Source organism: Alphaproteobacteria bacterium SS10 (assembly GCA_019192455.1).
Taxonomy (GTDB): Bacteria; Pseudomonadota; Alphaproteobacteria; order TMED2; family TMED2; genus TMED2.
Genome location: JAHCML010000003.1, coordinates 303,685 through 319,056 on the forward strand (window position 1 = coordinate 303,685; position 15,372 = coordinate 319,056).

The following is a 15,372-nucleotide window of genomic DNA, read 5'->3' on the forward strand; positions in this document are numbered from 1 at the left end:
CTGGCAAATTGTCTTCTGAACACCGATTTAAAGTATCAGACATCGACGGATGACGACCGTCGCCCATCCCCCGCCGACTGGCGGGATGAGGACAGAAAGATAAGGAAAAGCATCATGGCAGAGTTAGAGCGAGCGATCCTGGCCGGTGGTTGCTTCTGGGGCATGCAGGATTTGATCCGCAAGGTTCCTGGCGTGCGTGACACCCGTGTCGGCTATAGCGGTGGCGAGCTGGAGAACCCGACCTATAACGACATTAAGAAGGGCGATACCAACCACGCTGAGGCGATTGAGATCACCTTTGACCCAAGCGCGCTTTCCTATCGTCGTCTGCTCGAGTTCTTCTATCAGATCCATGACCCAACCACGGTGGATCGCCAGGGCAATGATCGCGGCACCCAATATCGCTCTGCGATCTTCTACCTAACGGATGAGCAGAAGCAGGCTGCCGAAGAGGTGACGGAAGCCGTCAACGCCTCTGGCCGCTGGCCAGGCCGGGTGGTGACTGAGATCACAGCCGCAAAACCGTTTTGGGAAGCGGAGGATTTCCACCAGGATTATCTGGTGAAGCAGCCAAATGGCTATACCTGCCATTGGGTGCGCCCCGATTGGGTGCTGACCGGCGAAAGCCTGGCCAGCTAACCCCGCGCCTGCCTGTTAAGTCGTTGCCGGGGATACCGCCCTGCTGTTAGCTTTAGCATGAGCTAATATGGGGGCGGGGTATGACAGTATTGACGGTGGTGATCCCAACCGGGCTCGCCTTTGACCCGACCGGTCTTGTCGATCTTGATAGCCCGGATTTTGAACTACTGACCGCTGATGCTGGGGTGATCGAGATCCTCCGCTTCAACGGCTATATCGACCGTTATACCGGCAGTAATCTTGGTGCGCCCGATGGGTTGGTCACCGGCTACTCACTCCTGAACTCTGTTGATAACAGCACCGTCTTTACGCTGACGGATTTCACCCTGCCATTCGATCAGGTTGGTGGTGAGGCTGGGGATATCGTCTTTCAGACCCTACAGGGGAATGACGACCTCTTGGGCAGCATCGGCCCGGACCGTTTCTTCGGGTTTGAGGGTAATGACCTCATCGTCGGCAATGGCGGCGGTGATGTGATCTATGGCAATCGCGGTGCCGATATCATCTATGGCAACCAGGATGCGGACTTCCTTTTCGGTGGTCAGGGCGATGACGCCATGTTCGGTGGCCAGGGTGTGGATGTCCTCTACGGCAATCTGGCGGGTGATCAGCTTTACGGCAATTTGGCCGATGATTTCCTTTATGGTGGCGCCGGCAGTGACAGGCTGTTCGGCGGCAAGGGTGCCGATGTTCTGCAGGGCAATCGCGATGACGATGTCCTGTTTGGCAATCGCGATGATGATGTGCTCGACGGTGGACCAGGCGCCGATACCCTGGTAGGCGGCGAGGGGGCCGACTTCTTCGTGCTCAGGGGCGATGTTGGCGCTGACCTGATTTTGGATTTTGAAGCGGGGATTGATCTGGTCGGTGCCGAACAGGTTATCGACGTTTTTGATACCCAGAATGGCGCCATCATCAACACTGGTGTGAGTGAGGTAATCGTACTTGGCATCGACGCGGCGAGCCTATCCGCGCGCTTAGTGATGATTTGATATCGCGCCCGCTTACTCTGCGCAGCTGAAGAAACTGTCTTGATCGTCGGCAAGAATCAGACGGCTTTCGAGGCGCCGATTGCGCACATCATCCAGCGCCACATGAGCGATCGCCAGATACCGGGGCGCGTTTGGCATTGGAATGCTGAGGTCAATTGGGCCAAACGCATCCGTTGGTAGCGCAAAGGCACTGAAGTCCGTCATGCCATCGGCTTCCAGAGCCAGCTGCATCGATCCATCACCTTTTTGAGCCGGGGAGGCCGTGACCCGCAACGTATCGTTATCCTGAATGGCATGAATGCTGGCGAAGCTGGCGGGCTGACCGGATAGCGCCGGCAGCGGGCCTGGAATGTCGCCAAGGGCAAGCGGCGGGGCCCCTTCACTGCGTCCGGTGATCGTAAAGCCCTCGAGCCAGGGGCCAAGCTGGTTCGGGAAGAGGGCGATATCAACGTCACAGAAGCCGTCGCGGCAGGCTGGTTCGCTATGCAACCAGGTGGCAGAGCCGGAGGCACCAAAGTTTGCCTTAAGGCGCCCGTTCGAGCGCTGGGCCGAAACCGTCAGCTCGTCCTCGCCGCTATAGGGTTTGAACTCGATTGCGGTTAGGTCTTCCAACTGTCCGGGCTTGTAGGCCAATGCGACGACCAAGCCGTCAATCTGCTCAACCTTGACGCTGTCACAGCTGTTTTGACTGGTGATCTGCCATTGCGCATGGCGTACCGAGGCATTCAGATTTGGGGTCTCTGCGTCCAACCAGAAGGTGATCGTGGCGCCGACACTGAGAAGGGCGGCGGTGATCGCTAGAAAGACATGTCGACCGGTGAACGGTGTCATCTTGACCATCAATCTTTCTGTTTCATCGCGCTTTCATCATCGATCGCCACGAATCATTTAGAAAGTTTTCAAAAAGGCAGGCGCAGAATGTCTCTCAACTAGCCTCAGAACTGCCTACAAGCGCATGAATATTTCGCGTTTCGAAGCTTTTTTGAATGTTGTGTGATGTATCGATTATACGCATGGGCGCCCCCCGGCTTGGGCAATTGACTGAAAGTAAGATTGGCCCCATCTATAAGCCCATCACGAGATCGCCCGCCGCCATATCGGAATGGCCTCCCACTTTGGGTCTTCCGCGGCACTGCATCGTTTATGAGGCGCTTTGCAGGGGCACGCGTTCAACTATCAAGAACCGGTTAAGCGCCCCCGCTTACAGTTGGGTGACGGCGCCATCAAACCGGCACCCGGTAATAGGCGGATCTTTCGATTGATCGATCCTGGTCAGCGCAGCCGTTTACGGCGCGGTTAAGAGACCCGGATCGCTAGGCTCGGCACGCTGCTCTGCTCTGCACAGCCCAGCCACATACGGATTAGAGACAGAAAATCGTAAGGAGATTTACATGACCAACAGCACCCTCGCAGGAACCCGGATTGCAATGCTCGTCGCCAATGGCTTCGAAGAAGTTCATTTCACTGAGACCCAGCGTCGTTTCGCTGGCACTGGCGCCGAAGTGACTGTGATCAGCCCAGAGAATGGCCTGGTCAACGGTTGGCATGAAGGCTCCTGGGGCCATTACTTCCCAATCGACAAGCAGCTGAGCGACGTGCTCGCCGCTGATTACACCGCCATCATCATTCCTGGTGGTCAACGCAGCATCGATAAGCTGGCAGCCAACCCCCATGCGCGCCGCATCGTGACTGGTTTCGTTGACGCTGAGAAGCCAGTCCTGGCCTTCGGTCACGCACCGAACCTGCTGGTCGCTTTCGAGCGCGCCGCTGGCACCAAGGTGAGCGCGGAAGCTGCTGTCGCTGAGAGCCTGACCGGCGCTGGCGCCACCGTTAGCGAAGAGATGACCACCCTGAGCGGTTCTCTGATGACCTCAACCGTTGTTGAGGAAGAGCCACTTCGTGAGGTTCTGGATCAAGCAATCGAGCTGATCTCTGCTACCGGCCAAGTCGCCGACGCTGCCTAAGTCAGCAAGCTAGCACCAAGTTTAAAGGGCCGCATTTTTGCGGCCCTTTTTCTATGCGCGGTTTATGCCCACTCTATGCGGTGGCGGCTGATTTTGCCTCGCCCCGAACACTCCACATAAAGGCCGTTAACAGGGCAAGTAGGATAAGCGCACCAGCCTGGTGTACGGCAGCCAGGGGTATCCAGACCTGGCTTAACAGGGTGGCAATGCCCAGCAACGTCTGGAACAGCGCCATGCCCCCCACGCCGGCGCCTAACACCCGAATGGGCATTGGCAGCGCGGTCTGTCGCCAGGCCCGTAGGCTAAACGCCGCGAGTACGATGGCTGTGGCAATGGCCAGATAGCGGTGGGTGAACTGCACCAGCGCTGGATTATCCACGAGGCCAAACCAAAGCGGGCGTACATCAAAGAGCTCACTCGGCAGCCAGGCACCGTTCATCAACGGAAAGGTGTTGTAGAACAGGCCAGCATCTAGCCCGGCAACAAAGGCGCCCCAGACAATCGTCACGGATACCATGGCGAGGCCAAGCCAGCCATGGGTTATCAGCCCCCTGGACGCCGTTGACAGGGATTGGCCAGCGGGGCGCACGATCTGGATTGCTGTTACCACCAGCATGGCGAAGATAAAGGTCGCCATGCCCAGATGCAGCGCTAGGCGGTAATGGCTGACCGAGGGCCGGTCGACCAGACCACTCATCACCATAAACATGCCGATCACACCCTGAAGGCCACCGAGGACCAACAGGATCCAAAGCCGACCGTGGAACCCAAGCGGAATCTGGCGACGAAATAGGAACCAGAAGAAGGGCAGGGCATAGACCACACCTATTAGGCGGCCCCATAGCCGGTGAAACCACTCCCAGAAAAAGATCAGCTTGAACTGGTCGAGGCCCATGCCGGCATTCTTAAACTGATACTCCGGCGTGGCGCGGTATAGGTCAAAGACACGCTGCCACTCCGCCTCATTCAGCGGAGGGATGGCCCCGATCAGTGGCCGCCACTCGGTCATCGACAGACCAGACTCGGTAAGCCGGGTAATCGCGCCAATGATGGCCATGGCAAACACCATCCCGGCACTCGCCCAAAGCCAGATCGCAATGGCCCGGCGAGCCTTGTCCCGATCATCAATCTCTGCGGAGTCTATCTGTTGTGAGCCATCGAGGGCTGCCGTGCCTGCGTCTGACATCTTATTGACCATGACGTGAGAAATTCTGCGTTGTCATAATCTGGGATCGTTAAAACCGCCAGAACAGCGCGCCTGAGCGCCGCACCCCTGTTTGGTCAGGGAGTGGTTAGCGTTTTATGAACAGTTCGCTTTTTAAATATCCCTTGCGCTTTCCTGTGCCTTGGGTAACCTAAACCTACTCCCCTTGCTACCGCCCAATGTTTAACTTGGAAGAAGGTGTTCAGATCTCGACTAAAATGCTCAAAAACTTGAGACTATTGAGTTTGTCGATCGATCGCTGGGGGCTCTATGAACGCACTTGATTTGCTTGATGATCAACACGCCGCTTCACCACTGGAGAGCGGGGTATTTCGTGATCCGCTATACACGCACTCTCTGAAGGGCACCGATGGTGGTTTTGTCGTCGAGACAAAGACCAAGCTATCCGGCGTTAGCGGTATTCAGCATATCGGGACGACACCAGTTGCTGACGGGGTTGAGGCCCAGGCTTACGTAAACGCCTTCGACCGCGCAGTTCTCGCTTACGGCGCTGAGCGCGGTATTAGCGTCCATACCTTCAAACAAGATAAAGATAGCGGCAAAGCGATCCTCACCGAACGCGCCGAGACCAATATGGGCGCGCTTATTCCGGGTGAGGTGGAGTTCAAGATCGGCCCGTTTGACAAAGATGTATTTGGCCATCACGCCAGTTTTGAAGGCGTGACCGGTAGCGATGGTGTGAAGCTTCACCAAGAAGGTGTGTATTTCAAAGAGGTTGGTTTGTTGGCCAAACGCGCCGCAAAGGATCACCTCGCCCACCGCGCCGAAGCGGCCGTCGGACAATCTACAGGCTCTCCCGCCTTACCACTCGCCAACGCTAAGGCCATGATTGGCGAGTTCAACTTGCGTGAATCCACGCACAACAGCGTCAGCCCTAGTACCGGGGCGTCTAAGGGCTCCAAAGACGATCCAGTGCCAGAACATGGTGCCCGGTTCCATTTCGGTGGTGGCCGGATTGATATGGTGTCAGACCCCGATAAGCCGGGTGAGGCGCGTTGGTCCTACCAAGTGCGCGAGAAGGATACCGGGACTGGCGAGTATTCGTTTGTCGAGAAAAAGTCCGGTGATCTGAACTTTGCATCACTCCAAGGTCTGATGTCAGACCATAGTGCGAAGCGCTCTGGTAACTTCTCGGTTGTTCCGTTGGAGAAGCGGGCAGAGAAGATGCGCCGTGCAACCTTCGTTGAGGATTCCGGTGCACTGTTTAAGACGAAGCAGGGGCTTCCGGAAGTTCCGTCCACGGCGGATGGTGTTGCCGCTGTTGCGACCCCAGCTGCTGAAACCGCAGGTGTGCTCGCTGGTTGGCGTGAGTCTCATGCACCTAAGCCAGCCGCTGCCCAAACGGCGACCGCCACTCCACCGCGCACGCCGTAAATCGTTCAAGTAAACTTAGTTTATGGTGAACTCAGCGTTCACCATGTCCAGCTCACCGGCACTGATGATGCCTTTGCTGGCGACCTGCACTGAATGCAGCTTGCCCTCGATCTCACGCTCCCAAAAGGTCAGAAACTTCTGCAATACAGGGTAGCGGGGGGCCATGTCGTAGTCCTGCCAGACAAAGCTCTGCAGCAGGTCTGGATGATCCGGCATGTGGTACAGGATCTCGGCGGTGGTTAGTCGGTAATCATCTAGCTGTTTTATCAAGCTCATGGTTTCACCTCTCGACTTGTTCGGCCGGTTCTCGGCTTTCGTCGGCATCGCTTGAATGCCCATATCAAAAGTCTGAGGTGTATTAAGTACTCTGATCAAATAAAAAATCGTTTAATCACAGCTATTTAGCACTCTGCGGATGAGAGTGCTGCTAATTTCCTATCGTTTTGTGCCGAAAAAAAGCAACGAATGCACAAAGATTAAGCAGGTGCCCACCCTTGATCTCCCGGCGGTGGTTTCATAACTAACTGGCACTCATCGACCGAGAGTGCTAACAAGCGCCCAGTTTGCGTTTTGGCGCCGCTTTCGGTCACCGAGTCGCGCTACTGAATTCAACCTACCCAAGAGAGAGGGAGAACCGTCAATGAGCTTCCGCCCATTGCATGACCGCGTTCTGGTCCGTCGGATCGAGAGCGATGAGAAAACCGCTGGTGGGATCATCATTCCCGACAACGCTAAGGAAAAGCCACAAGAGGGTGAAGTCGTTGCCGCTGGCAATGGCGCCCGTGACGAGACCGGCAAAGTTCAGCCGCTCGACGTGAAAGCTGGCGACCGCGTTCTGTTCGGCAAATGGTCCGGCACCGAAGTCAAGATCGACGGCGAAGAGCTGCTGGTCATGAAAGAGAGCGACATCATGGGTGTGATCGAAGGCAAGGCTGCCGCTAACGCTGCCTAATTGGCGCGTTCGATCCGCTTTAAAAGTCACCAATCAATTCTGCTAAGAGGAGCCACATTCCAATGGCTGCAAAAGAAGTTAAATTTGATGCCGATGCCCGTCAGCGCATGCTGAAAGGTGTCGACGTTCTGGCCAACGCGGTCAAAGTCACCCTCGGCCCAAAAGGTCGTAACGTTGTTATCGACAAAGCTTTCGGCGCGCCACGCATCACCAAAGACGGTGTTAGCGTTGCGAAAGAAATCGAGCTGAAAGATAAGTTCGAGAATATGGGCGCCCAAATGGTGCGCGAAGTTGCTAGCAAGACCAATGATCTCGCTGGCGATGGCACCACCACCGCTACTGTTCTGGCTCAAGCCATCGTTCGCGAAGGCGTTAAGTCCGTCGCTGCTGGCATGAACCCAATGGACCTCAANCGCGGCATCGACATGGCTGTTGAGCAAGTCGTTGCTGACCTTAAAGGTCGCGCTAGCAAAGTTAGCGAGAACGCTGAGATCGCCCAGGTTGGCACCATCTCCGCTAATGGCGACACCGAAATCGGTGGCATGATCGCTGAAGCGATGGAGAAAGTTGGCCATGAGGGTGTCATCACCGTTGAGGAAGCCAAGTCCCTCGAGACCGAGCTGGAAGTCGTTGAAGGTATGCAGTTCGACCGCGGCTACCTGTCCCCTTACTTCGTCACCAACGCTGACAAGATGGTCTGCGAGCTGGAGAACCCATACATTCTCTATCACGAGAAGAAGCTCTCCAACCTGCAAGCTATGCTGCCAATCCTGGAAGCTGTTGTTCAGTCCAGCCGTCCGCTGCTGATCATCGCTGAGGATGTTGAAGGTGAAGCGCTGGCGACCCTCGTCGTCAACAAGCTGCGCGGTGGCCTGAAGGTTGCTGCTGTTAAAGCCCCAGGCTTCGGTGATCGTCGTAAGGCGATGATGGAAGACATGGCGATCCTGACCAAAGGTGAGCTGGTTTCCGAAGACCTTGGCATCAAGCTTGAGAACGTCTCCCTCGAGATGCTCGGCACCGCTAAGAAGGTCCGCATCACCAAAGACGAAACCACCATCGTTGATGGTGCTGGTGAGAAAGCTGACATCGAAGCGCGCGTCAGCCAGATCAAACAGCAAATCGAAGCGACCTCTTCTGACTACGACAAAGAGAAGCTGCAAGAGCGTCTGGCCAAGCTGGCTGGCGGTGTTGCCGTGATCCGCGTCGGTGGTGCTACCGAAGTGGAAGTGAAAGAGAAGAAAGACCGCGTTGACGATGCCATGCACGCTACCCGCGCTGCAGTTGAAGAAGGCGTTGTCGCTGGCGGTGGTTCCGCTCTTCTGTACGGCATCAAGGCTCTGGACACCACGTCCCCAGCCAATGACGACCAGCGCACCGGCGTTGAAATCGTTCGCCGCTCACTGGAAGCACCGATCCGTCAGATCGCTGAAAACGCTGGTACTGATGCGTCCATCGTTGCTGGCAAAGTCCGCGACGCCAACGACGCTAAGTTCGGCTACAACGCTGCTGTTGGCGAATATGGCGACATGTTCAAATTCGGCGTGATTGACCCAGCTAAAGTTGTGCGTGTTGCCCTGCAAGACGCCGCTTCTATCGCTGGTCTGCTGATCACCACCGAAGCAATGGTTGCTGAGCTGCCAGAGAAGAAAGAAGCCGGTGGCGCCCCTGATATGGGCGGCATGGGCGGCATGGGTGGCATGGACTTCTAAGAAGTCTGGCACCAAGCCTATAGAATTGAGAGAGGGGTCAGCATCCGCTGGCCCCTTTTTCTTTGCCGCCACATGGGGCAAACCACTCAGACGTTGCCGATTCGCCAGCCGATTCGTTTTTGGCTATGAAGGGCCAGCCTTAAGATTTTCCCAATGTGCTAATGTTAGGGTAACGTGACCGGCAGGTTATTGAGGAATCACAACAAATGATCGCTTCTGTCCGCTCATCGAAGACTTCCGGGCGCGCCGACCGCTTCCTGCGTTATACGCTGGATTCCGGCTCGGCCCGTGTCTTCAATTGTATGAAGATTTCAGCCCAGATCAGTAAAGCGGCTGAAGGTGAAATGGCGGATGGTTCGGATGCGACCCAGCCAAATCTTCTGTTCAGGTTTAAGGACCTGAATGACGTGATCTTCATCAAGGAAGCAGCGGAAACAGAGGTGGCCGCCGCACCAGGGCAGGTGACCTATCAGGTCAATACCAAGCTCTATTTTCCTTATGATAACAACAACATCTACGCTGGTGGGCAATCGATCTTCTTCAATGAAGAGACGTTCCTAGACACGCTCAAAGAGCATATTGGCTGGGATGCCAATCTGAACCCGGATGATTACGCGGCGGATCTGAAGATCCTCGACATCATCAATTCAATGCCGACCCTCGATCCTTTCCTCGTGCGCGATAAGATGCAGAAGGAAGGCGTCGAATGCGATGATCGCTACTTTGCGATCCAGCCGGAAGAATGGGCCGAAATCCAGCTGCATATCCGTGCCAAGCTAGAGCCGATGATCATGTTGGCCCTGCAAGGTCAAAAGGGTGGTCAGGACCAGGTCAAAAAGTTCGTCGATAAGATTTGGCACATGGAGGATATGTCCGACATGGTGCCGTTGATCCAGGCTTTCCGCCTGCCGATCGATAAGACCGAAGACATCTTCTATGCCTGGAAGGGGCTCGCCTATTACGAGTTCCAATATGCCCGCAACCAGGACCGCATTAAGCGCATCGCCGAATGGCTCGCCACGGCTGCTGAGCCGCTGGACCATGTGAAGCCAGAGCAGAAACAGCTGCTGAAAGAGTATAAGCAGCTGACCAAGGACAAGATCAAAAAGGGTTGGTCCCGCTCGGCCCGGATTTTTGGCGAGTACAACGAATCCTATGACGAGTTATTCGTTCGTAAGGGCAGCCCAGCGCCGTTTGCCACCTTCATGGGGAACGCGCCGCAATATTTCTGGTCGCTCGGTGATGTGATCACCAAGCTCTACCAGTCGGTGGAAATCTGGGACAAGCTAACCCACCGTTTGCCTGGGCGACGCATGAAGGGTGAGCCCCTTCTCGATCTTTACATGATCTTAGACGATTTGCTGTAAGGCCTTTGGGGTCGGGTATCTGCGCGCAAGGGATGAAAACCCTGCTGCGCCGCAGCACCGACAATGATTGAGATTGGGCCCCAGACCGGGCATGGTGCGCCTGCCTTAACCGCCGATCACAAGGCGAAACGCGAGCATCTTAGCCTTAAGGGTTTTGGGTACCGCGCCCTGGAAACAGCGCGCCCCAGACACTGCCCTTGAAAGGTCGCCAATGACACCGCCTGATACCCCTCTGAACGATCCTATTCCTCGCCCACGCAGTAATCTGCAAATGCGCGACCGAATTAACCGAGACGATGGGATGAAGGCCGCGCTGCTAGACCGGATTATTGAGGTCCAGGCCGATTTCGTGCCAGAGGCGAGCCGCGACGGCATTGCCGATTTTACCCGCAAGACCTTCGCCCATGTGGCGCCCGATGACCTGTCTCGCCGGTCGGTTGGGCATCTGGCCCATGCGGCCCTGTCACTATGGCAGTTCTCACAAGAACGCGGCGGCCCCGGCGCCAAGATCCGCATCTTCACCCCCGAGACCGAGGATGCCGGCTGGACCGCACGGGCTAGTCTGATCCAGATCGTTAACGCCGACATGCCGTTCCTGGTCGACAGTGTAACGGCGGCCCTGCAACGCATGGGGCTGACGCTTAAGCTGGTTGTGCACCCGGTGCTGCGGGTAACCCGCGATGATACCGGGCTGCTGCAAGAGGTGGCACCGGCACTTGAGGGGGAGATCACCGGCCCCGGCGAAGATCTCGGCCTTGAATCGATCATGCACATCGAGATCAACCGCACCACGGATCAAGAGCGCCAGGACAGCATTATCCGACGCCTCCGCTCCGTTCTCGATGATGTGCGGGCGGCGGTAAATGACTGGAGCGCCATGCGTGAGCTCTGCGTTGAGATCGCGGAGCGTATTGGCACTGACGAGGATGATGACCATATCGCCGAGGCGCAGGCCTTCCTGAAATGGGCGGCTGACAACCACTTCACCTTCCTCGGCTATCGCCATTATCAGTTTGAGGGTGATGGCGATGGCATGATGCTGAAGATCAACCATGCCGATGGCCTGGGTATCCTGGCTGATCAGGCCTATTCCGTCTTTGACGGCCTGCGGAACTTCCAGCAGCTGCCAGTAAACGCCCAAGAACTATTCCGGCGCGAGAACCCGCTATTCCTGACCAAATCCAATCGCCCGGCGACGGTTCACCGCTCGGTGCCGATGGATGCGATCATCGTGAAAGAGCGGGATGCCGAGGGTAAGACGATTGGCGAGCACCTACTGCTCGGCCTGTTCACCTCCATCGCCTATAACCGCAGCGCCCGGGACATCCCCTATCTGCGCGCCAAGGTACAACGCGCGATTGCCGCTGCTGGCCTGCCAGAGCAAAGCCACACCGGTAAAGCACTCGCCCATATTCTGGACACCTATCCGCGAGATGAGCTGTTCCAGATGACGGATGATGAGTTGCTGGACATCGCCACGGGCGTCCTGCACCTCACTGAGCGACCTCGCGTTGCCCTGTTTATCCGGCGTGACCCATTTGATCGCTTTGTTTCCTGCATGGTCTATGTGCCGCGCGATCGCTACGACACCAGCCTGCGCCAACGTTGGCAGCGGCTGCTGGAGACAGAGTTTGGCGCCGAGGTATCAAGCTATTTCGTCACCCTCGACGCGACGGTACTTGCCCGTATTCAGTTCATCCTGACAACCCAGGATCCGCTGGATGACGTCAATGTTGAAGAGGTTGAGAAGCGCCTCGCCGAGGCTGCGCGGGTCTGGGAAGACCGCCTCCAGGACGCATTGATTGAAGCGCATGGTGAGGAGGAGGCCGAGCGTCTGCTCGAACTCTATGGCGTTGCGTTCCCAGCTGGTTACCGGGAGCGTGAGACAGCCCGCCAGGCGATTATGGATATCGCCCGGATCGAAAACATTCTGTCTGGCTCACCCTTAGCGATGAGCCTCTACAAGCCGGTCGATGCCGAGGCTGGGCAGCTGCATTTCCGCCTATGCCATCCTGGTCGTCCGCTCTCACTATCCAAGGTGCTGCCGACCCTGGATAATCTGGGGCTGCAAATCACGACGGAACGGCCGTTTGAGATCCGGCCCAAGGATCATGACAACAGCATCTGGCTGCATGATTTCGAAGGTCGCCTCGCCGTAGATTTCGATGGAGATCTGGAAAGTCGCCGTGAAGCCTTCCACGACGCCTTTGCCGAAATCTGGGCCGGGGCGGCGGAGAATGATCCGCTAAACCGTCTAATTCTATCGGCAGGCCTTACCTGGCGTGAGGTCGCGCTGTTGCGCGCCTATTCCCGCTATTTGCGTCAGCTGCGCTTCCCGCTCAGCCAGTTGGCCTTGGCCAAGATTTTGGCGGCTAATCCCAAGATTACCAAAGAGCTGGTATCCCTCCACCACGCCATGCATGACCCGGCGGGCCCAGAGGATAAGGCCGCGCGTGACAGTGCGGTTGGTGGCCATCTGGTGGCCCTAGACCATGCGTTGGAGGATGTGAACAGCCTCGACGATGATCGGGCCATCCGCGCCTTCATCAGCGTGATCCGTGAGACCTTGCGCACCAACTACTTCCAGCGGGACAAGGCTGGCGGCATCCGCCCATGGATCGCCTTCAAGTTGAATGCCGCCGCGATTGATGAGGTGCCATTGCCGCGCCCGCAGCGTGAGATCTTTGTCTACAGCCCACGCTTTGAGGCGGTGCATCTGCGTGGTGGCTTGGTGGCCCGTGGCGGCCTGCGTTGGTCAGACCGTAATGACGATTTCCGTACCGAGGTCCTGGGCCTGATGAAAGCCCAGATGGTTAAGAACGCGGTGATCGTGCCGGTTGGCGCCAAGGGTGGCTTCGTTTTGAAGCAGCCACCGACCGAAGGTGGTCGCGACGCGTTCCAAGCCGAAGGGGTGGCCTGCTACAAGCTCTTCATTCGGGCGCTGTTAGAGATAACAGACAACATCATTGACGGCGCCATTGTGGCGCCGCAGGACGTGGTACGTCACGATGATGACGACCCCTATATGGTGGTCGCCGCCGATAAGGGGACGGCAACCTTCTCCGATATCGCCAATGGCGTCGCAGCTGAGCATGATTTCTGGCTCGATGATGCCTTCGCCTCTGGCGGTTCGGCAGGCTACGACCATAAGGGCATGGGCATTACCGCCAAAGGCGGTTGGGAGAGCGTGAAGCGCCACTTCCGCGAGATTGGTAAAAACATCCAGGAAGAGCCCTTCACCTGTGTCGGTGTGGGTGACATGTCCGGTGATGTGTTCGGCAACGGCATGTTGTTGAGTGAGCAAACCAAGCTCATTGCCGCGTTCAACCACCTGCATATCTTCATCGATCCCGATCCGGATCCGCCCAAGAGTTTCGCTGAGCGTAAGCGGATGTTTGAGCTGCCGCGCAGTGCCTGGACCGATTATGACGAGGCGGTGATGTCAAAGGGCGGTGCCGTCTATGACCGCAGCGCCAAATCCCTGACCATTACCCCAGAGATCCAAGAGCTCTTAGGCCTGGACCGGGATAAGCTGACACCGACGGAGCTTATCCGCGCAGTCCTGCTGGCGGAAACCGAGCTGCTGTGGTTCGGTGGTATCGGCACCTATATCAAGGCCGCTGACGAGAGCCATGGCGATGTGGGCGACAAGGCCAATGACCAAATCCGCATCGATGGCCGTGAGCTGCGTGCCAAGGTGATCGGTGAGGGCGCCAATCTGGGTGTGACCCAGGCTGGCCGTATTGAGGCGGCTGAATATGGCGTGCGTCTCAACACCGACTTCATTGATAACTCGGCCGGTGTCGATTGCTCTGACCATGAGGTGAATATCAAAATTCTCCTACGTCAGGTTATGGCCGAAAACCGCCTGAACCGTGAGGATCGAAACACCCTTCTGGCCGATATGACCGATGAGGTTTCCGATCTGGTCCTGATGGATAACTACCTCCAAACCCAGGCGATTAGCCTCGCCTTGGCCGAGGGGCCAAAGCGGTTTGAGGATCATGTCCGCCTTATGCGGCAGATGGAGCGGCAGGGTATCCTGAACCGCAAGATCGAGGGGCTGCCTGACGATGAGGCGGTATCCCAACGATCCCGCGATGGCCGCGGGATGACCCGGCCTGAGTTCTCTGTCCTGCTCGCTTACAGCAAGATCAAACTCTATGACGAGTTGCTGGCGAGCGATTTGCCGGATGATGATTACCTCGTTTCTGATTTGGTGAAGTACTTCCCACGTCCAATCCGCAGGCAGTACCGCGACGATATTCTAAGCCACCAGCTGCGCCGGGAGATCATTGCCACAGTTGAGGCGAACTCCATCGTCAACCGCGCGGGCCCAACCTTCGCGATTGAGCTGGCGGACAAGACCGGCATGGGGGCATCGGAGATTGCCCGCGCCTATGCCGTGGTTCGTGAGTGTTTCAGCCTGCGGGAGATGTGGGGCCAGATCCAGGCTGGCGACAACTACATCAACGCCGCCGATCAGTGCGACATGATGCGCTGGACCATCCGGTTGATTGAGCGGGGCAGCGCCTGGTTCTTGAACAACCTGCCGCAGCCGCTGGACATCGCCGCAACCGTCGAACGGTTTAAAGAGCCGCTGGAGGTTGCTGTTGGTTGCCTTGAGACTATGGCGCCAGAACCGGAGCTCGAGGGTATTAAGCAGCGGCGTGAGGCCTTTGAGGCGGCTGGTGCTGCCCCTGAGCTGGCGCGCCGCGTGGCCCGTATCCCGGTGCTGTTCGGTGCTTGTGATATTGCCCGTACGGCAGAGCATGCCGAGGTGCCTGTTGCAGTTGCTGCCAAGCTTTACACGGAGATTGGTGATTACTTCGGCACGTCCTGGCTGCGACTGCAGGCTATTGGCCTCCCGCGCGCCAATCACTGGCGTAAGCAGGCGGTGATCGCCATTCTTGATGACCTCTATGCCCTGCAGGCCAAGATGACCCGTGAGATCCTGACCGGTGTTGAGGGTGAGTTCAGCCCAGAGGCTAGCAATCTGCACCTCATTGAGAAGTGGACGGCCAACCGGACCCAGCAGGTAGCACGGCTGCATAGCCTGCTCGCCGAGTTCCGATCCTCGCCAGAGGTTGGTTTGTCCATGCTCGCCATTGCCAACCGACAGCTGCGTAGCCTCTCAGAAGTCTAGGGAT

11 protein-coding genes are annotated in these 15,372 nt (G+C 57.0%); 8 read left to right on the forward strand and 3 right to left on the reverse strand.

Annotated features, from left to right (window positions below; genetic code table 11):
- The first annotated feature begins 114 nt into the window (after positions 1–114).
- Together msrA and KI792_01880 are read left to right on the forward strand one after the other, a co-directional pair.
- Positions 115–639 carry a peptide-methionine (S)-S-oxide reductase MsrA gene (msrA, locus tag KI792_01875; GenBank protein MBV6631763.1) on the forward strand — a complete coding sequence of 175 codons (525 nt, stop codon included), beginning with the start codon at positions 115–117 and terminating at the stop codon, positions 637–639.
- 80 nt (positions 640–719) lie between these two features.
- Complete coding sequence (locus KI792_01880; GenBank protein ID MBV6631764.1) at positions 720–1,631, forward strand: calcium-binding protein; 912 nt, start codon at positions 720–722, stop codon at positions 1,629–1,631.
- 12 nt (positions 1,632–1,643) lie between these two features.
- Here KI792_01880 and KI792_01885 read toward each other — a convergent pair whose 3' ends face one another.
- Entirely contained in the window at positions 1,644–2,471 is an 828-nt protein-coding gene (locus KI792_01885) for a hypothetical protein (GenBank protein MBV6631765.1), read from the reverse strand.
- A 551-nt stretch (positions 2,472–3,022) separates the two neighbouring features.
- On the opposite strand from KI792_01885, the gene KI792_01890 reads away from it, so the two are divergent.
- On the forward strand, positions 3,023–3,595 hold the full coding sequence (locus KI792_01890; GenBank protein ID MBV6631766.1) for a DJ-1/PfpI family protein: 573 nt from the start codon (positions 3,023–3,025) through the stop codon (positions 3,593–3,595).
- Positions 3,596–3,668: 73 nt separating this feature from the next.
- Here KI792_01890 and KI792_01895 read toward each other — a convergent pair whose 3' ends face one another.
- The gene (locus KI792_01895) at positions 3,669–4,781 is read right to left on the reverse strand and encodes a COX15/CtaA family protein (GenBank protein MBV6631767.1); all 1,113 of its coding nucleotides are present in this window, start codon (positions 4,779–4,781) and stop codon (positions 3,669–3,671) included.
- A 288-nt stretch (positions 4,782–5,069) separates the two neighbouring features.
- Here KI792_01895 and KI792_01900 point away from each other — a divergent pair, with 288 nt between their 5' ends.
- Positions 5,070–6,194 carry a hypothetical protein gene (locus KI792_01900; protein ID MBV6631768.1) on the forward strand — a complete coding sequence of 375 codons (1,125 nt, stop codon included), beginning with the start codon at positions 5,070–5,072 and terminating at the stop codon, positions 6,192–6,194.
- A gap of 15 nt (positions 6,195–6,209) precedes the next feature.
- Here KI792_01900 and KI792_01905 read toward each other — a convergent pair whose 3' ends face one another.
- Entirely contained in the window at positions 6,210–6,470 is a 261-nt protein-coding gene (locus tag KI792_01905; GenBank protein MBV6631769.1) for an usg protein, read from the reverse strand.
- A 364-nt stretch (positions 6,471–6,834) separates the two neighbouring features.
- Between KI792_01905 and groES the strand changes: the two genes are divergently transcribed.
- From groES to KI792_01925, 4 genes are all read left to right on the forward strand, one after another.
- Entirely contained in the window at positions 6,835–7,146 is a 312-nt protein-coding gene (groES, locus tag KI792_01910) for a co-chaperone GroES (GenBank protein MBV6631770.1), read from the forward strand.
- Between the two features lie 62 nt (positions 7,147–7,208).
- A complete protein-coding gene (gene groL, locus KI792_01915) occupies positions 7,209–8,855 on the forward strand; it encodes a chaperonin GroEL (protein MBV6631771.1) in 1,647 nt (548 codons plus the stop codon).
- A 206-nt stretch (positions 8,856–9,061) separates the two neighbouring features.
- Positions 9,062–10,222, forward strand: a complete 1,161-nt coding sequence (locus KI792_01920) for a hypothetical protein (GenBank protein ID MBV6631772.1) — start codon at positions 9,062–9,064, stop codon at positions 10,220–10,222.
- Between the two features lie 301 nt (positions 10,223–10,523).
- The gene (locus KI792_01925; GenBank protein MBV6631773.1) at positions 10,524–15,368 is read left to right on the forward strand and encodes an NAD-glutamate dehydrogenase; all 4,845 of its coding nucleotides are present in this window, start codon (positions 10,524–10,526) and stop codon (positions 15,366–15,368) included.
- The last annotated feature ends 4 nt before the right edge of the window (positions 15,369–15,372 follow it).

Bases quoted from the DNA above. Each gene is read 5' to 3' on its own strand.
- KI792_01920 (MBV6631772.1), top strand. From the start codon at position 9,062: ATGATCGCTTCTGTCCGCTCATCGAAGACTTCCGGGCGCGCCGACCGC.
- KI792_01900 (MBV6631768.1), top strand. From the start codon at position 5,070: ATGAACGCACTTGATTTGCTTGATGATCAACACGCCGCTTCACCACTG.
- KI792_01895 (MBV6631767.1), bottom strand. From the start codon at position 4,781: ATGTCAGACGCAGGCACGGCAGCCCTCGATGGCTCACAACAGATAGAC.
- KI792_01905 (MBV6631769.1), bottom strand. From the start codon at position 6,470: ATGAGCTTGATAAAACAGCTAGATGATTACCGACTAACCACCGCCGAG.
- KI792_01885 (MBV6631765.1), bottom strand. From the start codon at position 2,471: ATGGTCAAGATGACACCGTTCACCGGTCGACATGTCTTTCTAGCGATC.
- groES (MBV6631770.1), top strand. From the start codon at position 6,835: ATGAGCTTCCGCCCATTGCATGACCGCGTTCTGGTCCGTCGGATCGAG.
- KI792_01890 (MBV6631766.1), top strand. From the start codon at position 3,023: ATGACCAACAGCACCCTCGCAGGAACCCGGATTGCAATGCTCGTCGCC.
- msrA (MBV6631763.1), top strand. From the start codon at position 115: ATGGCAGAGTTAGAGCGAGCGATCCTGGCCGGTGGTTGCTTCTGGGGC.
- KI792_01925 (MBV6631773.1), top strand. From the start codon at position 10,524: ATGAAGGCCGCGCTGCTAGACCGGATTATTGAGGTCCAGGCCGATTTC.
- KI792_01880 (MBV6631764.1), top strand. From the start codon at position 720: ATGACAGTATTGACGGTGGTGATCCCAACCGGGCTCGCCTTTGACCCG.